The organism is Paenibacillus sp. sgz302115 (genome assembly GCF_056120445.1).
In genome coordinates this window covers 19916-44477 of record NZ_JBVYOK010000005.1, presented here as the reverse complement: position 1 = coordinate 44477, position 24562 = coordinate 19916, and the positions used below count along the sequence as shown (strand labels likewise).

At 52.2% G+C, this 24562-nt stretch carries 19 protein-coding genes and 1 pseudogene; 6 read left to right on the top strand and 14 right to left on the bottom strand.

Going from position 1 to position 24562, the window contains the following annotated elements:
- Together hydA and AC0LWN_RS12165 are read left to right on the top strand one after the other, a co-directional pair.
- Window positions 1-1428, top strand: coding sequence for a dihydropyrimidinase (gene hydA / locus AC0LWN_RS12170; RefSeq protein ID WP_474665581.1), 1428 nt, complete (start codon window positions 1-3; stop codon window positions 1426-1428).
- Window positions 1429-1668, top strand: a complete 240-nt coding sequence (locus AC0LWN_RS12165; protein WP_474665579.1) for a hypothetical protein — start codon at window positions 1429-1431, stop codon at window positions 1666-1668.
- Window positions 1669-1998: 330 nt separating this feature from the next.
- Here the strand turns inward: AC0LWN_RS12165 and AC0LWN_RS12160 are convergent, their stop codons facing one another.
- Window positions 1999-2268, bottom strand: a complete 270-nt coding sequence (locus AC0LWN_RS12160; protein WP_474665577.1) for a hypothetical protein — start codon at window positions 2266-2268, stop codon at window positions 1999-2001.
- A gap of 107 nt (window positions 2269-2375) precedes the next feature.
- Complete coding sequence (locus tag AC0LWN_RS12155; protein ID WP_474665575.1) at window positions 2376-3269, bottom strand: alpha/beta hydrolase; 894 nt, start codon at window positions 3267-3269, stop codon at window positions 2376-2378.
- 219 nt (window positions 3270-3488) lie between these two features.
- Here AC0LWN_RS12155 and AC0LWN_RS12150 point away from each other — a divergent pair, with 219 nt between their 5' ends.
- Window positions 3489-4463 (top strand): helix-turn-helix transcriptional regulator, encoded by a 975-nt coding sequence (locus AC0LWN_RS12150; RefSeq protein WP_474665573.1) that lies wholly within the window; start codon window positions 3489-3491, stop codon window positions 4461-4463.
- Window positions 4464-4606: 143 nt separating this feature from the next.
- Window positions 4607-4744, top strand: a pseudogene (locus tag AC0LWN_RS12145) (IS66 family transposase); the annotation flags it as partial.
- Between the two features lie 549 nt (window positions 4745-5293).
- Here AC0LWN_RS12145 and AC0LWN_RS12140 read toward each other — a convergent pair.
- The 4 genes from AC0LWN_RS12140 to AC0LWN_RS12125 form a co-directional block, all read right to left on the bottom strand.
- Window positions 5294-5803 (bottom strand): GNAT family N-acetyltransferase, encoded by a 510-nt coding sequence (locus AC0LWN_RS12140; RefSeq protein ID WP_474665571.1) that lies wholly within the window; start codon window positions 5801-5803, stop codon window positions 5294-5296.
- Between the two features lie 235 nt (window positions 5804-6038).
- Window positions 6039-6713, bottom strand: coding sequence for a cohesin domain-containing protein (locus AC0LWN_RS12135; protein WP_474665569.1), 675 nt, complete (start codon window positions 6711-6713; stop codon window positions 6039-6041).
- A gap of 207 nt (window positions 6714-6920) precedes the next feature.
- A complete protein-coding gene (locus AC0LWN_RS12130) occupies window positions 6921-8015 on the bottom strand; it encodes a response regulator (protein ID WP_474665567.1) in 1095 nt (364 codons plus the stop codon).
- A gap of 11 nt (window positions 8016-8026) precedes the next feature.
- Window positions 8027-11149, bottom strand: coding sequence for an ATP-binding protein (locus AC0LWN_RS12125; protein ID WP_474665565.1), 3123 nt, complete (start codon window positions 11147-11149; stop codon window positions 8027-8029).
- Window positions 11150-11313: 164 nt separating this feature from the next.
- Here AC0LWN_RS12125 and AC0LWN_RS12120 point away from each other — a divergent pair, with 164 nt between their 5' ends.
- Complete coding sequence (locus tag AC0LWN_RS12120; protein ID WP_474665563.1) at window positions 11314-11958, top strand: TVP38/TMEM64 family protein; 645 nt, start codon at window positions 11314-11316, stop codon at window positions 11956-11958.
- On the opposite strand, the gene AC0LWN_RS12115 is transcribed toward AC0LWN_RS12120, so the two are convergent.
- From AC0LWN_RS12115 to AC0LWN_RS12080, 8 genes are all read right to left on the bottom strand, one after another.
- A complete protein-coding gene (locus AC0LWN_RS12115; protein ID WP_474665561.1) occupies window positions 11944-13455 on the bottom strand; it encodes an aminotransferase class V-fold PLP-dependent enzyme in 1512 nt (503 codons plus the stop codon). The two genes, AC0LWN_RS12120 and AC0LWN_RS12115, sit on opposite strands and share 15 nt — an antisense overlap.
- A gap of 146 nt (window positions 13456-13601) precedes the next feature.
- Entirely contained in the window at window positions 13602-14078 is a 477-nt protein-coding gene (locus AC0LWN_RS12110) for a DsrE/DsrF/DrsH-like family protein (protein WP_474665559.1), read from the bottom strand.
- A gap of 526 nt (window positions 14079-14604) precedes the next feature.
- Window positions 14605-15891: a glycoside hydrolase family 27 protein gene (locus AC0LWN_RS12105; RefSeq protein WP_474665557.1), complete on the bottom strand. Its 1287-nt coding sequence runs from the start codon at window positions 15889-15891 to the stop codon at window positions 14605-14607.
- A gap of 357 nt (window positions 15892-16248) precedes the next feature.
- Window positions 16249-17133, bottom strand: a complete 885-nt coding sequence (locus AC0LWN_RS12100) for a helix-turn-helix transcriptional regulator (protein WP_474665555.1) — start codon at window positions 17131-17133, stop codon at window positions 16249-16251.
- 174 nt (window positions 17134-17307) lie between these two features.
- Window positions 17308-17727, bottom strand: a complete 420-nt coding sequence (locus AC0LWN_RS12095) for a hypothetical protein (RefSeq protein ID WP_474665553.1) — start codon at window positions 17725-17727, stop codon at window positions 17308-17310.
- Complete coding sequence (locus AC0LWN_RS12090) at window positions 17717-19861, bottom strand: bifunctional diguanylate cyclase/phosphodiesterase (RefSeq protein WP_474665551.1); 2145 nt, start codon at window positions 19859-19861, stop codon at window positions 17717-17719. The genes AC0LWN_RS12095 and AC0LWN_RS12090 overlap by 11 nt, the downstream gene beginning before the upstream one ends.
- A gap of 392 nt (window positions 19862-20253) precedes the next feature.
- Window positions 20254-20877 carry an acetate uptake transporter gene (locus tag AC0LWN_RS12085; protein ID WP_458967805.1) on the bottom strand — a complete coding sequence of 208 codons (624 nt, stop codon included), beginning with the start codon at window positions 20875-20877 and terminating at the stop codon, window positions 20254-20256.
- A 125-nt stretch (window positions 20878-21002) separates the two neighbouring features.
- Window positions 21003-23369, bottom strand: coding sequence for a bifunctional diguanylate cyclase/phosphodiesterase (locus AC0LWN_RS12080; protein WP_474665549.1), 2367 nt, complete (start codon window positions 23367-23369; stop codon window positions 21003-21005).
- Between the two features lie 207 nt (window positions 23370-23576).
- Between AC0LWN_RS12080 and AC0LWN_RS12075 the strand changes: the two genes are divergently transcribed.
- The gene (locus AC0LWN_RS12075) at window positions 23577-24530 is read left to right on the top strand and encodes a 1,4-dihydroxy-2-naphthoate polyprenyltransferase (RefSeq protein WP_474665547.1); all 954 of its coding nucleotides are present in this window, start codon (window positions 23577-23579) and stop codon (window positions 24528-24530) included.
- Window positions 24531-24562: the final 32 nt, after the last annotated feature.

The following is a 24562-nucleotide window of genomic DNA, read 5'->3' as shown; positions in this document are numbered from 1 at the left end:
ATGAAGAAAATCATCAAAAACGGCATTATCGTTACTGCAACGGACACGTATACGGGAGATGTTCTCTTGGAGGATGGCGTGATTACCGGAATCGGCCTCAATCTGGAGGCGCCTGGCGCGGAGCTGATTGATGCTTCCGGCTGCTATGTGTTTCCGGGGGGAATTGATCCCCACACCCATCTCGATATGCCTTTTGGCGGTACTGTAACCGCAGATGACTTCGAGACCGGAACGATTGCCGCCGCTTATGGCGGGACGACCACGGTGATTGACTTCTGCCTGACGACCAAAGGCCAGCCGCTGCAGCAGGCGGTGGATACGTGGCATAACAAGTCGCAGGACAAAGCGGTGATCGACTACAGCTTCCACCTGATGGTCTCGGAGCTGAACGACAAGGTACTCGGCGAGCTGCCGCAGATTATTGAGAATGAGGGCATTACCTCACTCAAGGTATTTATGGCCTACAAGAACACGTTCCAGGCGGATGATGGCGTACTCTACAAGACGCTGCAGGCCGCCAAACGGGAAGGCGCACTCGTTATGGTGCATGCCGAGAACGGAGATGTGATCGAATATTTGGTAGAGCAGGCCTTGGCCGCCGGCAATACTGATCCGATCTACCACGCGCTGACCCGGCCTCCCGAGCTGGAAGGCGAAGCTACCGGCCGGGCTGCGTACCTGACGGAGCTGACCGATTCTCAGCTCTATGTGGTGCATGTAACCTGTGCGGAAGCTGCCTGGAAGATTGCTGAAGCCCGCCGGAAAGGACTGCGTGTCTACGGCGAGACCTGTCCGCAGTATTTGGTGCTCGATCAGACGGCGCTGGAGAAGCCGGATTTCGAGGGCGCCAAATATGTCTGGTCCCCGCCGCTGCGGGAGCAGTGGAATCAGGATGTGCTGTGGGACGCCTTATGGAGCGGCAGCCTGCAGACGATTGGCTCGGACCAGTGCTCCTTTGATTTCAAGGGCCAGAAGGACCTTGGGCTGGGCGACTTCTCGAAGATTCCGAACGGCGGACCGACCATCGAAGACCGGTTCAGCCTGCTCTATTCCGAGGGTGTGCAGAAGGGCCGTATTTCGCTCAATAAATTTGTCGATATCATTTCAACCTCCAGCGCCAAGCTGTTTGGGTTATTTCCGCAGAAGGGTACCATTGCTGTAGGCAGCGATGCGGATATTGTAATCTTCGATCCTTCTGTGCAAAGAACCATTTCCGCAGCTGCTCATCATATGAATGTGGATTACAATGCCTTTGAAGGCTTTGAGATTACAGGCGAGCCGGTCTCCGTGCTCAGCCGGGGCGAATTTGTGATTCGTGACAAGCAGTTTGTCGGCAAGCCAGGGGCCGGCAAATATCTGCACCGCAAGCGGTTCGAGGCGGAAGCCCCGCGTCCGTCCAAAGCGGAAATCAGCGGAGGAGTGGTCTGAATGTCTGCATTCGCCGAGTTCGATAAAGAGCGGCAGGAGATTGATGCCCTGCTGCGGCAGGGCTATTCGATAACCGGCATCCAGGAGGACCTGGATGGGGCCAAAGTAAAGTTCACCAGCAGTGCCCCCGGCAGAGACCCGGTGGAGCTGCTGCTGCTGACCGCAGACGCTCGCAAGCATGTGACTACGCTGCTGATTGCAGCAGCCCTGCCATCTGCGGCCATAGAAGCACATTCGTAAGCTATGGAAAGGCTCATAAGGCTGTGATCTTCGGATTGCAGCCTTTATTGTTGTTTGGATGATGTAACTGCTTAGGTCCGCGACAGAAGGATTAAAAGGAAAAATCGCCACGAACAGCAAGAGCAAGGGAATCAAGCATCCACTGTCATTAAGTTTAGCTCAAAGACAAGACAGAGAATAAAAATTGGAATCCAGAACGGCATGGGAACGAGTCCTGTGCCGTTTATTTTTGGGTGCAAGCAACGAAGCCAATAACTGATTTCCAGCAAATTTTGCGCGTATTCTGCTGTCCTGGTCGAAGAGGTCGAATTGGCAAAATATTCTTGCGAATCAGTGCTTCAACATCGGGCGGGCATTCATCGTCCCTTGAGCGCAGAAAGTGTCTACACACATGAACGGCAACTGTGAAGTTGACTTGGCAGGCAGATCAACGACCTGTGGACGGCTAAGGTTTTGGGCAGGCACGTCCAGCAGGGATGCCGAGCACTGGGAATAACTCTTCACTTCATTCCGGATCACTTCGTCCGGGTATTGGGGCAGTGTAAAGGGATGTCCACTATGCTCCTGAGGTGCTCCTTTCTTACCACCAGTTGGCCGCATACTCTTGGGTTTCCGTAATCCATCGCTTGAGGACTTGGAAGTACTTTTAAACATTTTGGGTACCTTGGAAGTTACTTACTTTCTTTATTATGAGGCTTCTCCCATTTTCATTTGAGATGCTGTGTGATAAAGAGCGCAGCACGATCTAGGGCTTGATCAGCTTCATCAAGAATACCGGCGAACGCCTGGAAAACATGCGGGACGTCGGCGGTAACGTCAAGGATTACATCTACGCCTGCTGCCCGTGCACGGTCGGCTAACTGCGTGGAGTCGTCGAGGAGCACCTCGTTGGTTCCGACTTGTAGCAGGAGCGGTGGGAACCCGGTAAGATCGGCAAACCTGGCGGGGCTTACGAGCTCATGATTCGGGTCCTGTCCAGCGAGGTACAGTGCATCTGTGTATTCAAAGCTCTCACGGGTGAAGAACGGGTCGAGCCCAATTTTGCTATCCATGCTAGCTCCAGAGTGCGTCTTATCCAAACCCGGCGAGAACACCACTACCGCTGCTGGAATCGGCAGACCTGCGTCCCGTGCCATCAGGCAAGCCGCGACAGCAATACCGCCACCGGCAGAGTCGCCGGCGAACGCGATAGACGTCGCTTCAACTCCGTTGTCCAAAAGCTCACGATAGGCTGCGAGAGCATCGTCAAGAGCTGCAGGAAACGGATGTTCCGGAGCCAGACGGTAATCGAGTGAGACAGACCGGATGCTGGTCTTGCTGACTAGATTTGCGGTAAGGGACATGGCAGTGCAGGGAGAACCCATAATATACGATCCGCCATGAAAATAGAGGATTATTCCCGGAAGGGCATCCTGTGCGGGGTCAACGATCACGCCGGGGCGATTACCCAGGGTAGTCGGTGTGGTCCGCACGTTCGCAGGTGCTTTCATAGTCGCCATCATGGCAACGAAGCTCGCTCGCATCTCCTCGACGGTTGTTGGCTTAGTGGGTTGGGGGCGCCGCAGCATTGCATCCACTATCTGACGCTGTTCTTTAGACATATGATGCACTCCTTTTCTATAGTGTTCAAAAATTGTTGTTGCTTACTAGGAACCTCTCTGTTTGCACAATTTGCGTTCTTGAAAACAATATTTAGCCAGTAACTCTATTAGCCATTGTTCCGGCTTTTTGCCGTAATCTCTCCCTGCGATCCGGCTTATTCATAGTGTATAATGTAATTACGACAGAACTTGTCAGTATTTTTTGGTGGGGTGAATTTAATGGGGAAGTCGAGACGCCTGATTGAATTGATGATGGCAGTAAATCGGAAGCGGAAATTCACCGTTAAAGAGCTTGCTGAAGAATTTGGTGTGTCTACCCGAACCATGCTACGCGATTTGCAGGAGCTGAGTGGAATGGGAGTGCCATTATACTCTCAAGTTGGTGCAGGAGGTGGATACCAGGTTCTTACAGAGCGAAGCCTTCCACCGATTTCATTTACGGAAAATGAGGCATTCTCCATATTCTTTGCTTCCCATGCTCTTCGACACTTCAGTTCGCTGCCCTTCGAGGCATCTGCAGAATCCGCACTTCGAAAATTTTACAGGTATTTATCGGATGATGTGAAATGTCAGATAGACGAGATGCGACACCGAATTGACTTCTTTACGCATACACGCCCAGAACGAGCTGGCTACCTTGAGATATTGCTCCAAGCGTCCATTAGAAGGTTACCTGTAACAATCAATTATGGAACTCGGAAGTATGAAACCAATGAAAGAACGATTCAACCCATCGGTATATATGCCCATGAGGGATATTGGTTTTGCCCAGCTTACTGCTATCTTCGAAAAGCCTTCCGATTATTCCGGGTAGATCGGATATGGTCAGCCGTTTTGGCGGATGCCGAAGCGTTATCGCCTACAGTGGATGTTTCAGAGGTGGATTTAACGAACTGGGGACTTCATTTCTACAGCAAACAAGAAAGCGTAAATGTCAAAGTGAAACTAACGGCAAAAGGGATTGAGTTATTCCGAGATAAGAGCTGGATTTTCCCTTGGGGAGAAGTACATAGTTCTAATAACGGCACAGGCATACTAGAGCTGGGTATCTTCCCCTCAGAAATACTATTCTTTGCTGAATATTTCTTTTCGTTCGGTGCTGAAGCGGTCGTGCTCCAACCGGAAGAATTAAGAGAAGCTGTCAGAAGGAAGTTGGTCCGTACTCTCGAAGAGTATAATGTTCCAAACTCCTAGTCTCCCGATTTCGATTTTTTGATACAGAGACATCGTAGGAAAGGCCACTTTTCCTCCCATAGAAGAGATATTGATCAGCAAACCTTCTTGATTAGATCTAAAATGTGACGATCCATGCTCGTCACGGACAGAACGGCCTCGAAGCAGCAGGGATACTTCCGAATTATGAGGGAGTCGCTGTCCATGATGCTTGGAAACCCTATCTGGCCTACGACCAGTGTCAACATGCGCTGTGCAACGCGCACCACCTTCGAGAGCTCACCTATATTCTGGAACATTTCGGAGCGAACAAGGAGCGCACACCTTATTTGTGTTGCCTTAAGACTGTACCTGAATAGTTACGTTTGGATTTTATTGTTGTGGATAAGCCATGGTGAATTGTGGATGAATTGTGCATAAACTGTGCATAAAGCTGGGGATATATAACTTTGGGGTTAAATTGTCTGAAGAACGAAGGTATGCTTTGGGTAATGCAGATCTACGTTCAGTGTAGATGCAGCAGCAATCTATTGCACTTCATACAGCAGATCAAAGCTATTTTTCAACAAAACCGAATTCTGTTGTATTTGGTGCAGCAGATTCCAACTGAAACGCCTTAAATGGGCGAGTTCTGTCCTTCCTGAGTGATAAAGTGCAACAGAATTGAAAAACCCCGGCGTTACGTCCAATTCTATTGTAGAAAGCGCAACAGAAGAGTTAGGCGAACCTGCATTGCATGCTGCTCCGGCAGCTTGTTGTTCAAGTATAAGACTGTTCTTTTAAGGACGTTACACAGCCGTTTCTACTTTCTATAAACATTCCAATCCGCAGCAGCCAAGCCAATTGGAGAGCTAAACCCGCTCCCGCTCCAAAAATTCATGCCGCAGGATCGACATAATCATTAACGATTCGAAGGAGTCGCCGACTTTGACGCATTCACGGAGTATTCCCTCCGGTCTGAAGCCTGCATTCTCATAGACATGGCGCGCTCTGCTGTTATGCTCCCTCACATCAAGCCATAGCCGGTGCGTCTGGGTTTGGGTGAAGACCCACTGCGTCAGCAGCGCCAATGTTTTTTTGCCGAAGCCGTGCCCCTTGGACTGAACGGCAATCCGCATGATGCAGACGCTAAGGTTGGGGTCCAGAAGCCCCGTTAGAATGACATAACCCGCTGGCTCCCCTGTTTTCTCCTGGATGATCAGATGCAGAATATCTCTGTCCTTCAGGGCTGCAGCATGCTGTTCCCTGCTCCATTGTCCGATGAACGGGCGGTTCGCCTCGCTTTGCTCCGCATTCAGGACAAACTCCAAATCTTTCTCCGATGTTGCGCGCAAATCCATATTTTCCGCATGCAGCAGCATGAAATCCCCTCGCTTGTAGCAGTTTTACATTGATAGTACAGGATGGGCGCGGAACTGCAAAGCACAAACAGGCACCCCAAAGTATCCAGAGAATCTGAACGCAGGGGAGCCTGCCGCTTATTTTAAAATATATGGATTTTATGTTCCACGCCATTAATCATCCTTATATTTCTCGCTGAAACGGATACCGCCTCTTTCAGAGGACGGCAAAGCCGTTTCTACTTGTTGCCAAATGCTACGCCAGGCGGTTGGGATCAAGATCCAGGGAGAAGACGGAAACCGACGGAGAGGGGGTGATGGCAATGGGTTCAGGAGCGATTTCTGTTACATCAGGAGAGTAGAGGTAAAAGCTGTCGCTAACTTCCGAGGTTCTGATTCTGGTGAACTCATTGGCTAAGCAGATCGTCGAGGATGCCGCCAGCGTATGCTCTCTGACACGAAGCTTGAAGGTTACGAGCGTCTGATCGACTGCCGGTATGCTGATCTGCCTGGTGTTCGCTTCGACCTGGATGTCGATTCCGCGCAGGCTTGTGTTCATATCGAGATAAATACTCCCATCCACCGGACTCATGAAATTGTACTGGGTAATATTATTCACTTCATTGCCGGACGTATATGCCTCTTTCATGTACACCGATTGCTGCAGATACTCCGAGTTGTCAAATACCGCGCTGTCATACTGTACAATGAAATTGAAGTAGCTGTACCCTGGATCATTCGGGGCAAAATCGCGCAAATGCACCAGCACCGTCACTTCCTCCCCTGGAGCATATGAGGATTTGTCTGTAGTGACTTCCACGGACATGGCGGGCGGTGTATTGTCTACGGAAATCTCACGGAACATGGAGAATATGAGCGTGAGGAATCCCGAGCTTTTGAAATATTTTTTGAAGCCTGAACGTTTGTTCATCTTACAACCTCCGTATTGTGTGTTAATACATTCAGGTATGTAATCTTGTTGTGTGAGACCATAGTAGCAGCTTGGTACTGATAAATCGCTGATAAACGTCGAACAATGGGAGAAAAGATCGAACAACAGCGGAAAAATATCATTCGGGAGGCACAAAAAAACAGCCGCGCATCAGTGTGCAGGACTGTTTTTTTCGATTAGGCAGCTTTATTTCCCCAAGCGCTTATACACATCCAGGAACCAGTCGGGCAGCTCGTCGCCCGTTTCGGCCTTGTAGGCCTCCCTGAATTGGGTGAACCGGCGCTGTGCCCGCAAAGGCTTGCCGATCTCGAAGTAAATGGAGATAAGCTGCAGCGAATAGCTCTCCTCCAGCGGCTCCAGCTCCACCAGGCGTACAGCATATTCCTCCGCCTCATAGTGGCGGCCTGTCTGCATCAGCCCCAGAGTAAGCTGCTCCATCAGCTTCAAGTAGAGCCGGCGGTACTTGTCCCTGGCGGGGTATACCCACAGGCTGTCCAGCGGCTGCAAAAGATCGCCAGCATACAGGGAAGCAGCGCCATGCAGCTTGTCCAGATTGCTGTCCTGCAGCGCCAGCGAAGCCGCATCCTGGAATTTTTCGATATCACTCGCGATTCCCCGGGATTCCAGCCGGTAGTTCTCCCTGTCGAAGATCAGCTCGATTTTATCGTCCAGCTTGGCTTTTTTCAGTGTTTTGCGGATCTGGTAGACGGTGGTATGCAGGTATTGCTTGCCTTTCTCATAATTCCATTGTGTAAACACATCATTCAGAATCACGCTGACGCTGCCCTGCCTGTGAATCCACAAATAAGCGAACAGCTCCTCTGCCTTGTGCGTGCTCCATTTCACCGCTCCATGAGGGCCGGATAATTCATACCCGCCAAGGAAATGGAAGCGGGCCGCAGTATCGGGCTGCTCTGAAGTGCCGGACAGCGTCCGCCTGGAGAGGATTTTGGTCCATGTTTTGTGCAGGCGGGGCGGATCTACGGGCTTCAGCAAATAATCGGCAGCGGACAGCTCAAAGGCCTCGACAGCGTAATTTCGGTACGCGGTCACAAATACAATGTCAGTGTCCGGCGAGAACGGCAGCAGCTTCTCGGCAAAAGCCAGGCCGGACAGCTCGGGCATCTGGATATCCAGGAACAGAATGTCCGGCTTCAGCTCAGCCGCCGCCTCGAAGGCCTCGCGCGGATTATCGTAAACCTGGACAGAGGAAATCCCCTCGCACTGGAGGAGCAGCTCACGCATCTGCTCCAGCGCCGGCCATTCATCGTCTACAACCATTACGGAATAATTCAGAGGGATTCACCCTTCCAAGGAATTGTTATATGCACCTCAAGCCCGCCCTGCTCTCCCCGGCTGATCTTCAGCGGGTGTCCGAATTGCTTCAGCAGTCTGCGGTTAATGTTCTTCAAGCCGATTCCGGTCCCTTCCCCGTGAGGAGAGCGGTAATCCTCCTTCATCCAGGAGGAGAGCTGCTCGTCGCTCATCCCTTTGCCATTGTCGGATACGGTAATCAGAATCCGGTCGCCTTCCTGCCGGGTGGAGAGGAGGACGGTTCCTCCGCCGATTTGCTCCATCAGCCCGTGCCGGACCGCATTCTCCACGATGGGCTGCACAATCAGCGGCGGAAGGGAGAATTCGGCGGCTTCGATGTTGTACTCCGCATTCAGGCGTTTGCCGAAGCGCGCTTGCTCAAGTGACAGATACGCCTCAATCAGCTCCAGCTCCTTCTCGAACGGAATGGCCGTCTCCTGATTGCTGAAATCGAAGCTTCCGCGCAGAAAATGGCTCAGATCGTACAGCAGCTGCCGGGTTTTCTCATGATCGCGTGAGCTCATCCAGATAATCGTATTGATGGCGTTGTATAAAAAATGCGGTTTGATCTGCGCGCGCAGCATGGCAATCTCCGAGCTGAGCCGGTCCGATACCGATCTTCTCAACTGGACAAGCGTCTTGACACGCCCCTTCAGATCACTCCAAGCATACGGCTTATGTATAAAATCATTCGCACCCGCGCGGAACGCAGGTTCGTTGAAATGGAGCTGTTGTCCGGCGGTGGCCATCAGGATAGGTAGATCCAGCGGACTGTGCGTATCGCGGATAATTCTGCACAGCTCCAGGCCCGACATCTCCGGCATCATGACATCAATGATGCAAAGATCGAAATCGCGGTCCGCAGACAGCAGCGCCAGCGCTTCCTTGCCGCTGCGCACACTGGAGATTCTGTAGTTCTCCAGTGACAGCAGGTTGGTCAGCGCCTTCAGATTGGCATAGTCATCATCAACGACAAGAATGCGCGGGGCATTCACATCGCTGCCGGAGGTAAGCGGCTCCTGCGGCAGCTTGGGATATTTTAAATGCTCCGCAGGAGGCTTTACCGGAGTGAGCAGCAGCTCGCGCTGTTCTGGCTTAGTCTCCTCTGCCGGAGCAGGTGTAGCGGCCTGTCTGACCGGAATGTCGAAGGTGACGCTGCTTCCTTTTCCCGGTGTGGAGGAGATCTCAATCCTTCCTCCATGCAGCTCCACAAGCTTGCGCGTGATGCCAAGACCAAGGCCTAGTCCGCCGCTCTCCAGCGAATCCGCTTCGTTAACCTGCTCGTAGTCACGGAAGATACTCTCCAGCCGTTCTGCGGGTATGCCCCGGCCAGTATCGGCCACGGTAATGGACACGTAATCGCCATGCTGCCTGGCTTCGAAAGCGACGCTGCCGCGGTCCGTGAATTTCAGCGCGTTGTCCAGCAGGTTGTACAGAATTTGCATCAGCCGGTGCTCATCGGCCTCTACCAGGAATACGGCAGGCGGGATGCGGTTCTTAATACGGATATTGTCCTTCTTGTTCAGAAACTGGAACACCTCGATAACGATACCTGCAACACCCTGAATATCAACGATTCCCCAGTGCAGCGTAATCCGCTGTCCTTTGATCTGCTCATAATCGAGGATATCCCTGACAAGAAAAGCGAGCCGTCTTCCTGTGCCCAGGATGAGCCGCATATCCTCGCGCTGGGAGGGGGTGAGGCTGCCGCCTGCGCCTTCATAGAGTGAAAGCGAAATGTTGATAATGGCATTCAGCGGTGTGCGCAGCTCATTGGAGGTCTTCAGCAGAAATTCGTCCTTATCCCTGTCCTTGCGCTCAAGCTGCTGTGAGAGCTGTTTGATCGTCTCGTAGGCGTAAGCCTGTCTTGCGGAGAGGAACAGCCCTTGGGCAAGTATGAATATCGGACCGGCTACCGGCGGTATGGCATAAAACTCCGTTCCCAGCAGCAGATTGCTGGCTATAGTCAAGGTGAACATAACGGCGGCGATTACACTGATCAGCAGATAAAACGAGCCGATTTCCTTGCGCCATGCTGCTCTGGCCATGATGTACAGGGTGTAGCAAATGGACAGAAGGCTGAAGAGGAGTATGAAATTGGACGCTTTGGAATACAGGCTGACATTGCTTGCCAGAGTGAAAAGAACAAAACCCGCAGAGTAGGCGAAGGATACCCAGCGAAAGGCTCTGGAATACAAAGCAGGGAACAGGGAATAGGTATAGCTGGCTGCAAAAGAAAAGCCAATGACCCCTGAGATGAGCTGAAGCTTACTAAACCACTCGTAGGATATGGAAGGAAAGAAGTCAAACAGCAGCTTCTCGCTGTGTGTCAGTATGAACAGCGCAACCGTGAAGCAGTACATCGCAAGCTGAAGCGAAGGGTGGTCCTCTTGCCGCTGCAGCCCTTGCCCGAAAAAGTAAAAGCCGATAAAGGCGAAGCCTGCCACCAGCAGGATATCATAGGTGTTGTTCCGCTGCTCAAGCGCCCCTATGGCGGCAGGCGTTCCAATGCGGATAGACTCAATAATGCCTCCGCTGGCATAGTTGAAATTGGACACATTAATCAGGATTTCAGCCCGGCCGTTTTTGTTGTTAAAAGAGAGCGAGTAGGGACGGTTAAGCGGCTTGCTGCTGTCAGGGGAGGTGCCGGGAGTGCCGCTGCCGCCCAGGGCAACGCCATTTACCAATACCCGGCTGGCATTGCGGATATTGTTCACCTTAAGTGCCAGGGCGGGCGTATCCGCCGGAAGCCTCACAACCAGCCGGTAGGTCGCGTAACCATAGCGGTTGTACTTTGCATTTTGCAAGGGGGAGGTCCAGGGTGCAGGCACAGAAATATAAGCCGGTTGGTCCGGCATCCGGTGCTGCCCTGACTGCGGCTCTGGCAGAGTGCTCCAATAAAACTCCCATTCACCGTCCAGGCTGAAGGTGGAGGCATCGTCGAAGGTGCATGCGGACAAATCAATCATACCGGCCTTCGGCCGGGAACAATTGGATACGGAACCGCTGATTAGAGGCATCAGTGCAGCGGCACCCAGCAGGCAGAGGCACAGCAGGGCAAGGGTTCTTTTGGCGAGCAGTCTGTAATCCAGGGATTTCATGAAAACCTCACTTTATGCTTGACAATAATTTCATCATAGCCCCGGCAGCTTCCGCTTGTCCAGTGAATGGAAGGAAAGAAGCCGCTATCTGGCGGGGAAAAGTAATGTATAATTGAAACAAAGCGTCAACTATTTCAACTGTAGATGAGGAGAGCGGGTCCGCTATGTTCTTTTTAGATATAATGTCATGGCTCACTGAGGAGCGCCTGCGGCAGCTTCTTGAGCAGTACCGCTCGCTTGGGCCGCTGCCCGGCATCGGGCTGACCTTTATGAAATCCTTCGTGCCGCCGCTGCCGACCATTGCCATAGTGGGATTAAACGGTGCGGTGTACGGGCTATGGCTCGGGTTCTTATATTCCTGGCTCGGCCTGGTTGCAGGCTGTGTGACGACGTTCCTGATCATCCGTGCAATCGCCTCACACCCTTATTTGCGGAAATGGAGCCAGCGGCCAAAAGTGGCTAAGGGTATGACCTGGGTCCGCCAGAGCGGATTCAGCTATGTTTTTCTGCTCAGCCTGTTTCCGGTGGGACCGTTCGTCGTGATCAACATGGCAGCAGGACTTGCGCAGATGCGTCTGCGTTCTTACTTGATTGCATTGTCCGCAGGCAAAGCTATTATGGTGTTTGCGGTTTCCTATATCGGCAATGATGCAGAGCGGTTTATCCACCGTCCGGCTGAAATCATCTATGTGCTGCTGTTTATCGGATTGTCGCTGTGGGGAGTAAAAGCGATTGAGGCCCGGTTCGCCCGGGCCGCGCGGCTAAGGGAGGAGCGGCTTCCAGCCGGTGAATCCTTACAGGGCGAATAACCCGCTGACGGCCGGCTTCTCCGCAGCCTCCTCAGCGATGTGAAGCCAAGCGTTGGTAGAGCGGTTATAGCGGTAATCCTGTTTCCAGACGCCGATGTGGCGCACAATGCTGCGGACGGCGGCAATCATCCGGTCCACTTCACTATCGGTCATAATCGGGTGCAGCGAGAGGCGGACCCAGCCGGGCTTCAGAGACTGGTCCCCAGCCTCAATAGCCTGGATGAACTTATGGGACTGCTCCTGGTCCAGCCCCAGCAGATGATGCCCGTAGGGGCCAGCGCAGGAGCAGCCTCCCCGGGCCTGGATGCCGAAGCGGTCATTCAGCAGCTTCACGGCGAGATTGTAATGAATGCCCTGCAAAGTAAAAGAAACGATGCCGTGCCGCCGGGTATGCTCACCCGCAAGCAGGGAGCAGCCGGGAATGGAGCCGAGTCCGGTCAACAGCCTCTGGCACAGCTCGTGCTCCCTTACCATCATGAATTGGCCGTCGCCGTTCATCTGTTCCTTCAGCTTAAGACACAGTGCGATTCGGATCGCCTGCAGGAATCCGGGCGTGCCGCTGTCCTCACGGACCTCCACATCATTAATGTAGCGGCGTTCGCCCCAGGCATCGACCCACACGACCGTCCCGCCGCCAGGCTCATCCGGGAGACGGCCTCTGCTCAGCTTGGTATCGAAGAGCAGCACTCCGCCCGTTCCGGGCCCGCCGAGAAATTTATGCGGGGAGAAAAAGACCGCATCCAGCTTCTCCAGCGGCTCTGCGGGGTGCATGTTGATCGGTTCATAGGGGGCGTTTGCGGCAAAATCAACAAAGCAAACCCCGCCGTGCCGGTGCATGGCGGCGGCCAGCTTGTGATAGGGCGTCTGAATGCCTGTGACGTTGGAGCAGGCGGTGAACGAGCCGATCTTCCAGCGGCGGTTCCGGTAGAGGAGCAGCAGATTTTCGAGCTGCCGGAGATCGATGTTTCCATCCGCTGCCGGCGGAACGGTAACTACGTCACCGATGCCCTCCTGCCAGGGCAGCAGGTTGGAATGATGCTCCATATGGCTGACGAAGATTACCGGACGGTCCTCAGGGGCATAGAAGTATTCCTCACGCAGCCATTCCGGCAGCTTCAGGCCCATCATCCGCTGCAGCTTGTTGACCGCGCCGGTTGTACCGTTGCCGCAGAAGAGCAGAGCATCCTCCGGCCCGGCATTCACATGCTGCCTGATGATGCTTCGCGCCTCGTTATAGGCGAGCGTTATGGTTAGCCCCGTTGTATTGGATTCCGTATGGGGATTGCTGACATAAGGCCCGAATGTCTCCTGGATTTTGCGCTCAATGGGCTCATAGAGCCGGCCGCTGGCCGTCCAATCGGCATACAGCAGCGGCTGACGGCCATAGGGGGTGGAGATATAATGCCGGTTGCCAATGGTACGCTCGCGGAAAGCTGCGAAATGCTCCTGCAGCAGGGCGGGCTTCTCTGCCGATGAGGCGCGGTTGATACTCAGCACGGGCAATTCCTCCTTGCTGAAACAGATACCTGAAATACGGAGCATCGCTGCTTCGGGAGATTAGGCTCCTTATGGACGGTATCCGTTTCTACTTGGCCTCAGTATATGCCCGCAGCAGCAGATAGGTTAAAGCCCAGATATGGCGGTTAGATGAAGAGCTGCAGGTCGCTTTCCAGCGCATCCTTCAGATAAGCGGCGGCATCAATAATCTCCACCTCAGGCAGAAGCTCCTCCGGCTTGAAGCCCATGATCTCCACAGAGAGCTTGCAGGCATAGAATTTGATGTTTTTTTTGCGTGCCCCCTTCAAAAAATGAATCAGCTTGGGCGCTCCCTGATCCTCTATCATCTCCTCCAGCATAACTCGGCCAAGACCGCTGAAATTCATCCGCGAGAGCGGCAGCTGTTCCGGTCCCTTTGGCGTAATCACATCCATCAGCTTTTCGTAGATGGTCTTGTCCTCCAGCGTCATCTTCTCGGGATCACGGACCAGAAACAATCCCCAGAAGGAGAAAAACATCGTGACCTCAACCTCAATATCCCGCGCCGTATTGGCCAGAATCAGTGCGGCCATCGCCTTGTCATATTCCCCGCTGAACATCAGCAGATTCATTCTTTTACCCATTTTTGACTCCCTCCATAGAAAACCTAGAATGCCATTAGTATGGTTATGGAGGGAAGAAGTATGCTTGTTGTCACAGAATAGCTGCAGAAAAGGGGGAGTTTGCGGGTAGCTTGAGAGGGGGGCATGTATGCGGATGTATTTTGTGCAATAGAATACTGCTCTGAGTGTCTTATTCGTCAATCTAATGTATTTCGTACAGCAGATTTTTGCGTTTAGGCTGAATTTTGGTTAGAAGCGTAATTTCTATTGTACAAAATACAACAAAACCGCTTTTCAAAGACCTTGCGCAACTAATCTACTGCACAAAATACAATTAGATGTATATAAGTTGAACTATAGATTTTCAAATTGGGGTTTGGTCGTAACTGCGGGGAATGTTTGGACTTCCGGCCGCTGTTATGTTTGGATTTCCTGATTTAAACCGCTAGCTGCGGTAGAAATCCAAACATAAAGGCGGACGCTGCCGCTCCTCCAGTTCCAAACTTCCCCTCCGTCACTTCTGCCCTTTACCTACCAGACGTATATGCTAAGCGTACGTAACCCGGTATAACACGGCGCCATGCGGCAGGATGCCGCATGACAGCTCATCCCTGAGACCGTGTGTTTCCGTTCCGCTCCATAGCTCCTTGACGGATACCGCGCCTTCCAGGTTCAGCTCGGATAGCCGCACATGGACCTCTTGAGTTTTCTCTCCGGTATTGAACATGGCAACATAGCGGATTCCTTGGCCGCCATCTGCCGACCAGACCACCTTGTCATCCTTGCGGCTGACAAGCTTCGCTCCGCTGCTGCTGCGGTGCATGTCCAGTACATCGCGGTTGGTCAGCAGGGCATTTGTCCATTCGTCATTGTCCCGCAATTCGCCGCCGAAGAACAAAGGTGAGCGGAAGATGCTCCACAGCGTCATCATCGTAACCTGCTCCTCCCGTGTAAAACGGGTCCAGCGGTCGGCTCCGCCGCCGTCTACCGAGCGGATGCCGATATGGCCCAGAGGCAGCATATCGCAGTCCGGCCAGCTGCCGCCGCCGGCTCGTCCCTGCCAGCTCTCGCAACGGTCGAACATGTCGAGAAGCAGCTCCCAGCGGTCCCAGAAGTCGTCGGTGATCCGCCACATGTTAGCGTGATCGGCCAGGAAATCGGCATAAGGAACCGGAGCGGGGCCGGGCGAGAGGCTCAGAATCATCGGACGCCCGCAGTGCTGGATGGCACGATGAATCAGTTCGATTTCAGGCTGGTGGGTATCATATAGTCTCGAAGCGGCGATATCATCTACCTTTACAAAGTCCACGCCCCAGTCGGCATACAGCTCAAAGAGGGAATTATAATAGGCCTGCGCCCCATCCTTCTCAGCATCGACGCCGTACATGTCCGTATTCCAGGGACAGATGGAATTGGTGTGCGCAATATCGCGGGCTGTAACCGAAGTGCCTTTGATTGGTGTTGCTGCATGTGCAGCTTGTCTGGCAATTCCCCGCATGATATGAATGCCGAATTTCAGGCCAAGGCTATGCACATAATCGGCCAGCGGGCGGAAGCCCAGTCCTCCTTCTGCGGAAGGAAAACGGTTTACTGCCGGCAGCAGCCGGGAATATTCATCCATGACCAGCGGTACAAACGGACGGTATTGCGAGGAAACAGCTCCCGGCTCGTACCACTGAATATCGACGACGACAGTATCCCAGCCGAATTCCTTTAAGTTCTTCGCCATATATTCCGCATTTCCGCGGATTTCCTGCTCGGTAACTGCAGCTCCATAGCAGTCCCAACTGTTCCACCCCATAGGCGGGGTCTTGGCATATTGTAAATGGCTCATTATTGTGTCGCTCTCCTTAGCGCTTCTTGATAGAAGCTGCGAAATAAAATTGCTGTAACAATTCCATCATAGAATACTATCAGAGCAGATTTCCACAATAAAATAGTCTCCTTAATAGCACAAAATTGCTCCTGTATAAGTTGGGCTTTAAAAATGAATAAAAAGGGCAGGAGTGACGAAGGGGAAGTTTGGAACTGTAGGAGCGAATGCGTCCGCCTTTGTTCACAGATTTCAACCGCGAGCAGCGGTCTCAAATCAGGAAATCTGTGAACAACAGCGGCCGGAAGTCCAAACATTCCCCGCAGTTACGACCAGACCCCGATATGGAAATCTAAAGTTCAACTTATATAGAGGTCGCTAGTCGAAAAAGAGCCGGCTGTAATTCAGGCTGCCGTTCCCGGAACGGAAGGACCCGGGAGTCTGCCCCGTGAGCTTTTGAAACACCTTGATGAAATAGCTGCCGCTGGAATAACCAACCTGAACCGCGATGGCTTCAATGCTCCAATCGGTTGTTCTCAGCAGTTCTACCGCATGTTCGATTCTGACCCGGTTTACATATTCATTTGGGGTGACGCCGACATATTTGCTGAAGGTCCGCAGCAGGTGGAATTTGGAGAGCCCCATCCTCTCGGCGAGCTGCTCCTGGCCGATCATGGAGTTATAGTGGGCTTTGATGAATTGGACGGAATCCCGCACTGCAGCAGGCCATTCAGCCTCGGTCCGCGGGCCGCTCAAGGAGAGTCTGCCGAGTTCCATCATGAACTGATACAGTAATGAGGAAGCGATATATGGGTCCGCGATTCTGCCGAAATGAGCTTCGCGGGCAATATCACGGAGTATGCGGATCGGCGTGCTGCCGGGGTCAATGAGTGGAGCAGGTCCAAGCTTTGCTTTGATTTCTTCCCAGAGAGGCAGGAGGGGCTGCGGCCTGAAGAGCAGGAACAAGAATTCCCAAGGCGCAGGGCCGCCAGGATAATAATAGCGGTGTCTGCTGGGGATTTCCGCAAGAAAAGCACGACCGGGGCCGATGCGCAGGCTCTCCTGCCCTGTATCAAACATTCCGGCTCCTTCCACAGTGTATTGGAACAGCAGCAGCGGCCCATCTGTGCGCTCCATGCCGTTCCAGTGATAGGAAGAATCCGCAACAATATCATGTCCGACCGCGAAGAGGTTAAATAGCGGCAGACGGTCCGGCTCGCTGAAGCGGAATCCGTAGACCCCGTGGCTGCTTTGGTTTGTCACAAAATCCCTCCATACTAAGTGGTTAAGTAAGCTTCTTTTGCTCATTGTACATAGAATTCATTCGAAAGAACATCAAATTCTGCGAGAAAGGCACATTGGGAGGGAGATGTAATCAAATAAGCCCCCATCCGGGAGCTTATTTATATTGCAGCGTAGTACCACAAAGCTGCGTACCTATTCTTTAGGGGCTGATTCTTGATCCGCAGACCCTTGAGCTTCAGTCCGGCGCAGGTCATAATGGCGGGCAGATAGCCAGATACTGCCGGTGAACAGCACAATCAGAGCCAGAATAATCCCAAAACGCCAGTCGCCTGCTTTGAAGTTGAGCTGAAGCACAGTCAGCACAAGTGCCACCTGGGTCCAGACCAGCGTTCTTTTGCGAAAAGCTGTAATATCTCCAGCCATCTTCGGCATGCCACGGATGACGCGGTAAGCGATAACGGCAAGTAACAGCGCAAAGGCAACAGTTACGATCCATTCGGTTGTTGATAACGCATTCATTTTCTCGAATTCCTTTCGGATTAACATCACGGATTGCCGCCGTCCCCGCAGGGACGGCACCGCTATTTTCTTATTATACTGATTACGATTCAAGCTTGCTAATCTCTTCCGCCGGAAGCGGCGGGAAGAAGAAAAATCCTTGAATATGATGGCAGTTATGCTTGATTAGAAATTCGAGCTGCTCCTCAGTCTCCACGCCCTCGGCAATCAGTTCATATCCAAGCTGTGAAGCGACAAAAACGATGGATTTAATGATGGTCTCATCAATGGAGCTGACGCCAATGCCGGTGATGAAGGTCCGGTCGATTTTGATTTTGTTGACCGGAAAATGCTTCAGATAATTCAGTGAAGAATATTTGGTGCCGAAATCGTCGATGGAGACAACAATGCCGTGGTCGCGCATCTGCTGAAGCACCGGATAATGCTCTTCCAGGAGGGCCGTGCTCTCAGTAATCTCGAACTCCAGCACATTTGTCTCCAGCCCGTATTGATCAAGGACCGCAAGCAGGTTCTCTATAAGGTTACGGTTATAGAACCAGCTATTGGAGATATTGATGGATGTGCGCAGCAGCGGCATTCCGGCTGACCTCCACTCGCAGAGCTGACGGCAGACCTCGCGGAGCACCCAGTCCGTAAGCTGAATCATCAGCCCGGCCTCCTCCACGGCGGCGATGAACGCTCCCGGTCCAATGAGGCCCTTCTCCGGGTGGTTCCAGCGGATCAGCGCCTCCATGCCGGTCATTTTACCGGTGATGGCATTGATCTGCGGCTGATAGTGTAGCACAAACTCCTCGCGCTCCAGTGCAGAGTGCAAATATTTGGCGACCATCGTTTTCTGCTCCAGCTTCTCGCGCAGATCCCAATCGAAGATAAAATAATTGGCCTCCTCCAGCGATTTGGCTTGATACATCGACATGTCGGCAAATTTCAGCAGATCATCTTTGTTCTGCGAGTGCTCCGGGTACAAAGAGACGCCGATACTGGTCGATAGACTGAGATGTGCGCTGGAGATCAGCAGGGTCTCCGAGATCAGTCCGCCGATTTGTTCAGCAATAGCGGCAATATTCTCCCGGGGCAGGTCCGAGAAGAGCATGACGAACTCGTCGCCTCCGGTACGCGCGAACAGCTTGTAAGGCAATTCTCCGTTTTTCAGCCGGTTCGCCAGCGTCTTGATTACCTGGTCACCTGTAGAGTGGCCTAACGTGTCGTTGATTTCCTTAAATCTGTTCAAATCAAAGAAAAACAAGGTATAGGTCTGTGTCTCATCTGCCGACTGCAGCAAACGCTCAAATTCATCCAGAAAATACAGCCGGTTCGGAATCCCGGTCAGGCTGTCGAAATGCGCCAGCTTCTCATACAGGCGTTTCGATACACGAAGATCGCGGGTCCGAATGCTAACCACACGCTCCAGCTCGCGGTTGAACCGGCTCTGATGCCAATAGATATACAGTATAAAAGCTATAATGAGCAGAAAGGCAATGTCGATCCAAAGCACGCTCCGGATAATCTCCCATTTCTTGTGGAAGGGCATAGAGACACCCATCAGCCAATGCTGATTATAGACCTTAATAGGAACAGTAATCTGCTGAGCGGCTTTATGGAAGGGGTTGCCGAACAAAAAGGTGTGATCCTCTGCCGTTACATATAGATTGGCCCCCTTAAGCGGGAGCTGCTCCAGAATATTGTCAATCTTCAGTGTGACAGAGACAATACCGGCAAATGAGTTGCCATTAAAAATAGCTTGCCTGATTACCATGCCGTAGTCGCCCTGGGCCAGTGTCCGGGGACCGTCTACCGTAATACTGCGGGAGCGGATCGTTTCTTGAACCATGCCGGGTGAGGACAGGGAGGGATCCAGCAGGAGGCTTTTTCCCAGAATCGCTGTATTGCCTGTGAGAGGATAAAGATAATGGATGAGGCCGTCCGGAGCGATCATGATATTCATAACATTGCTTGAGTTGTTGTTGTATGCGGTGACCAGATATTGATTAATCACTTTAGGATCGGCATCAAAGCCGACCGTTTGTATAAAGGAGCTGACGCCTTTGACAATCGAGGCTCTCTCTTCAATGTTCGATGTAAGCATGACTGCTTGTGAGGACAAGTCGGCTTTTTCAGCCCGGTATTCCCGGTCGATGGATAAAGAATAATAGTAGAACAATGAGAGCTGAAGTACGACTAAGAAGCCGAGGATGATCGTTAAAGGCTTTTTATTAATGAAAGCCATAGAATGCCTCCGATACCCGAGAAAATTCAACAATAGACAGCCATGCCGCTCTTTCGCGGCACTTCAGACGATGAAATTTCATAGATGGCCCTTGAGTTTGGCTTCGCCAAATTCGAGGCTTCCATAACAATGTCCCCTGTTCGGACATCGTTATTTCAGGATAGATATTGCCGTTCATTAAAAAACAGTTCCCCGCACCGCAGAGGGATGTCGATATATGTCGTAGGTGTTTCTATAGCATGTCATTTTTATCGCCTTTGTGCAAGGGGGAAGGTTACAGTGGGCCTATAAAAACCAAAACGGGTAAACACCTTCCGCCCTTAAACGGCAGCTTGTATTTACCCGTTGTTCGTACAGTTATATCATGATGAGGTTTTCGTTAGCAGGCAACACTATTTTTTGAAGATACCAAGCGGAGCTCCTGTTGGCAGGAATGTGCGTCCGAAATGAGCGTTCAGCACGGATGCGCCGCAGCCATACAGCGAAACAATCCCGATAGCCAGCTCTGCACAGGCGGCCAGCTTGTGGAAGAATTCAGCAGCGATTCCGAAGGAATCCATCGTCAGGCCGAGGAACAGGAAGTCAATTAACACGAAGATGATGAGCAGCACTCTGTTCGCTTCAACCGCACCAAGGGTCATGAAGAGCGTGAACACCAGATACCCCAGGAAAACAAAACCAAGCTGCTTGGGATCTACGCTTTCTGCCAGAACAGTGCCGAATACGCCGAGCTTGATCAGCCAGCTTGCAGCCATCCCGAACCAGAAGAAGGCGTATGCGCCAAAAGCGGTCATGCCAAAGGTGTTGTTGTGCTTGGCATCCTGAATGGATGCGAATAGCTGGGCGAAGGCTCCGAGGAAGATAGCCCAGGGGATGGCGTAGCTGAGACCTGTTGTAATCTCGAGCTTTTGTGAAGAAGCGACCAGGGTGACGATAGCCAGTCCGAACAGGCCGATGGCGCTAGGGTCGGCGGTGATGATTTTGACAGACTGGGTGTTAGGCGATTGCGCTGACATGAGAATAAAAAGCCTCCAATTTTTTCAAAAAATGTTCGCATACGATAACAGCACCCGTTGCCGGGTGCTGTTATCAGCTTGCCTATCATATCATATCGCCAGAGGCTTGCCTATAAAGGAAACGCCTATTTTTTGCTCCAAAACAGATTTTCCGGCAACAAAAATCTTGGAATCTCCCGGGCCGCAATTGGCTTGCTGATATAGTAGCCCTGCAGTTCATCGCTGCCCAGGCGGCGGAGCATGTCGAACTGCTCCCGCAGCTCGATGCCTTCGGACACAACGCGCAGCCCCAGCTTGTGGCTCAGCTCGATGATGGTTTTGACAAGCACGTCGCCCTGCGGCCCCGGGGTCATCTCGGCAATAAAGGAGCGGTCGATTTTGATTACATCGACAGGGAAGCGGCGCAGATAGCTTAAGGAAGAGAATCCGGTGCCGAAGTCATCCAGAGAGATACGGAACCCGTGTGCTCTAAGCTGCTGGACCGACTGGAGTATTTCATCCCCGGAGATCAGCACACTCTCTGTAATCTCAAGCTCCAGGCTGGAAGGCGGCAGACCGTATTCATGCAGCAGCTCCAGGAGCAGCTCCAGCAGTCCGGGCTGCATGAGCTGCAGTGCCGAAATATTGACTGCAGCGGTGAGAATCAGGCCGTCTTCCCGGAAGCGGCGCACATCAGCGCATACCTGCCGCAGCACCCAGCCGCCGATGCCGACGATGGAGCCGCTGGTCTCTGCGAGGGGAATGAACTCTTCCGGAGAGACTGATCCGTGAATCGGGCTGTTCCAGCGTAACAGAGCCTCCACCTTATGCACCTGTAAATCATCTGTGCAGACAATCGGCTGGTAATGGACCTCGAACTCATTATTGACAGCCGCAGACAGCAAATGCTGGGACAAGACCTTCTTGCGTCTAATGCTGTTTTCCAAATCCTCTGAGTATTGAAAAATATTATTGCGCCCTGTCTCTTTGACATGGAACATCGCCAGATCAGCCTGCTTGACCAGATAGTCGGCATCCTTTCCGTTCTGGGGATAGATGCTGATCCCGATACTGGCCGTATTATAGAGCAGATGCCCCTGGATATGGTGCGGCATTGAGAGAGCTTCCTGAATCCTCGACAGCTGGGCGGTGACGGCAGAGGAATCGGGAATGTCGGCGAGCAGGATAGTGAACTCATCTCCGCCAAGGCGTGATACGACATCATATTTGCCGACGGCCTTCGATATCCGTAAGGCGGTCTCTTTGAGCATAGCGTCTCCAAAATCATGGCCGAGCGTATCATTGACAGTCTTGAAATGGTCCAGGTCAATAAATACGAGGGCAATTTGCCTGCTGCTGCCCTTCACTGCGGCAATTGCCGCGTTGAGCTTGGCGAAAAAGAGCGAGCGGTTGGGCAACTGGGTCAGCGGATCAAGCAGCGATTGCTGCTGCAGCTCCTCCTGTGCCTGCTCCAGAGAATGAATCATCCGGTTGAATTCACGCTCCACATCACTGAATTCATCCCGCCCGGTGCTGCTGATGCGAATGGATAAATCCTTGCTGTTGCCGATGGCGCGGATATTTCTGATTAATGAAGTCATTCGTCCCAGAATGAAGCGGTTGACGAAGATCAGGCTGATCACGATGAGCAGCATGGTCAGGATAAAGAAAAGCAGCCGGAAGCTGTAAAGCGACTCTTTCCCGTTCTCATATATTTGGCGCGGCTGGTTCAGGGTGATGACCACTCCCGGGTTGCCAAACAGATCGTTCACGACGGTATGAATCGACATTGATTTGCCGGAGGGCGGACTCATCCAGACAGACTTACCCTGACTTTGTGCAAGCATTCCCGAGGTAACTCTGGCAATCTGAATGCCGGAGGAGGCAGCATGTAAGAGTTGGTCGACCTCCTGCTGCAGCAGCATTCTTCCGGCAATGGCGGTGCCGGCCGCCGGCATGTCTTTGTTGTTGTTGATTATAGGGGCAAGAGTGATCAGCATCGGACCTTTATCCAGAATCACAATGCCGGACCTGCTGTCCTCTGCATCAGATAAAGCAGGCAGCCGGCTGCTGATCAATTTGCACAGTGTACGAAGCTCTGTTGTCAGCGGAGACACGCTCCCGAGCTTCGAATCGTAAGTGCCGCCGTAAAGAGGATTCCCTGATTTATCTAGCAGAGCCATCACATCGAAGTGGTTGATTTCGTAGGTTGTCGGGGTAAAATTGCTGCGGATAAAAGCATCATCCGGGGCGGCGGCGGCTGTATTCGAGCTTCCGGATTCCATAAACCGGTAGGTTTCATCCCGAAGTGAATAATTCAGCAGACCGGCCTTCATATTCAGCAGTTCATTCTGAAAGGAAGATACCGTGTCCTTCAGCTTGTCCTGCAAAGCGGCCTCGTCCAGCTTCTCGAAACGGTTCAGCATGATGAGGTGCAGGAGCAGGTAGGTCGTCCCTATGCCAAGCATGCCAGCGACACTAATGAAGATCATTATTTTTTTGCGCAGCTTCATGATGCTCCCCTTTATTGTAATTCGACTTTATAGGAAATAAGTACCACAATGAACAGTGTACCATGATTAGGGAATATTTTGCAGCGCATTTCTGCCTAAAGTGTCGAAATTTGATGTATAATAATCGACATTGTAGAGTTTTGCAGCAATAATTGATAGAGTTACCGTAGTATAGATGTGTTAACTTGACAGATAGGATGATTTGGTGTGAATGTAAAAAGTTTTTTAAGGCTGGTTGAATTGCCGACGAAGGTGGCGAGCATGCTGCCTTTTCTCCTGGGGACATTGTATGCCTTGTACCGGTTCGAGGATTTCTATATCCTGCGTTTTGCGCTGATGTTCGTGTCCCTGCTGAGCTTCGACATGGCGACAACGGCAATCAATAACTATTACGATTTCAAAAAAGCGGCCAAAACCCACGGCTACGGCTATGAAACGCATAATGCCATCGTTCATTACAAGCTCAAAGAACGCACGGTGGTCGCAGCGATTGCCATCCTGCTGGTGCTTGCGGTGGGCGGGGGGATAACGCTTGTTGCTGAGACGGGGCTGCTTGTGTTCCTGCTGGGCGGCTTGTCCTTCCTGATAGGCATCCTGTATTCCTTCGGACCGATACCCATCTCGCGGATGCCGCTCGGTGAGCTGTTCTCAGGACTGTTCATGGGTTTTGTCATTATCTTTATCTCGGCCTATATTCATTCGGATCAAAGTGTGGTGACGCTGCTGCTGTCCGGGGGCTGGGTTAGTCTGCATATCAACCTTCTGGAGGTGCTGTATCTCTTCTGGTTCTCGGTGCCGGCCATTCTCGGCATTGCCGGGATAATGCTGGCTAACAATATTTGCGACATTGAGGATGATATGGAGAACCGCCGGTACACGCTGCCCGTGTATATCGGACGGGGGAACGCCCTGCTGCTGTTCAAGCTGCTCTATTATGTCTCTTTTGCCGATCTTGCCGTCCTGCTGCTGCTGGGCGTGAATCCTGTTCTGGTGGCTCTGCTGCTGCTGACTCTGATTCCCCTCCGCCGCAACATTGCGCGCTTCTATGAGAAGCAGGAGAAGGCGGCAACCTTTATCCTGTCCGTCAAAAATTTTGTGCTGATGAGCGCCGCCCGGATTGGCGTACTGGGTGCGGCAGTTCTATTGAATGCGCTAATGTAACGCCTGCACGTTGATAGAGATATGCCGGGTTC

Excerpts from the sequence above, each read along its gene's own strand:
- hydA (WP_474665581.1), top strand. The coding sequence starts at position 1 with ATGAAGAAAATCATCAAAAACGGCATTATCGTTACTGCAACGGACACG.
- AC0LWN_RS12165 (WP_474665579.1), top strand. The coding sequence starts at position 1,429 with ATGTCTGCATTCGCCGAGTTCGATAAAGAGCGGCAGGAGATTGATGCC.
- AC0LWN_RS12160 (WP_474665577.1), bottom strand. The coding sequence starts at position 2,268 with ATGCGGCCAACTGGTGGTAAGAAAGGAGCACCTCAGGAGCATAGTGGA.
- AC0LWN_RS12155 (WP_474665575.1), bottom strand. The coding sequence starts at position 3,269 with ATGTCTAAAGAACAGCGTCAGATAGTGGATGCAATGCTGCGGCGCCCC.
- AC0LWN_RS12150 (WP_474665573.1), top strand. The coding sequence starts at position 3,489 with ATGGGGAAGTCGAGACGCCTGATTGAATTGATGATGGCAGTAAATCGG.
- AC0LWN_RS12140 (WP_474665571.1), bottom strand. The coding sequence starts at position 5,803 with ATGCTGCTGCATGCGGAAAATATGGATTTGCGCGCAACATCGGAGAAA.
- AC0LWN_RS12135 (WP_474665569.1), bottom strand. The coding sequence starts at position 6,713 with ATGAACAAACGTTCAGGCTTCAAAAAATATTTCAAAAGCTCGGGATTC.
- AC0LWN_RS12130 (WP_474665567.1), bottom strand. The coding sequence starts at position 8,015 with ATGGTTGTAGACGATGAATGGCCGGCGCTGGAGCAGATGCGTGAGCTG.
- AC0LWN_RS12125 (WP_474665565.1), bottom strand. The coding sequence starts at position 11,149 with ATGAAATCCCTGGATTACAGACTGCTCGCCAAAAGAACCCTTGCCCTG.
- AC0LWN_RS12120 (WP_474665563.1), top strand. The coding sequence starts at position 11,314 with ATGTTCTTTTTAGATATAATGTCATGGCTCACTGAGGAGCGCCTGCGG.
- AC0LWN_RS12110 (WP_474665559.1), bottom strand. The coding sequence starts at position 14,078 with ATGGGTAAAAGAATGAATCTGCTGATGTTCAGCGGGGAATATGACAAG.
- AC0LWN_RS12105 (WP_474665557.1), bottom strand. The coding sequence starts at position 15,891 with ATGAGCCATTTACAATATGCCAAGACCCCGCCTATGGGGTGGAACAGT.
- AC0LWN_RS12090 (WP_474665551.1), bottom strand. The coding sequence starts at position 19,861 with ATGGCTTTCATTAATAAAAAGCCTTTAACGATCATCCTCGGCTTCTTA.
- AC0LWN_RS12085 (WP_458967805.1), bottom strand. The coding sequence starts at position 20,877 with ATGTCAGCGCAATCGCCTAACACCCAGTCTGTCAAAATCATCACCGCC.
- AC0LWN_RS12080 (WP_474665549.1), bottom strand. The coding sequence starts at position 23,369 with ATGAAGCTGCGCAAAAAAATAATGATCTTCATTAGTGTCGCTGGCATG.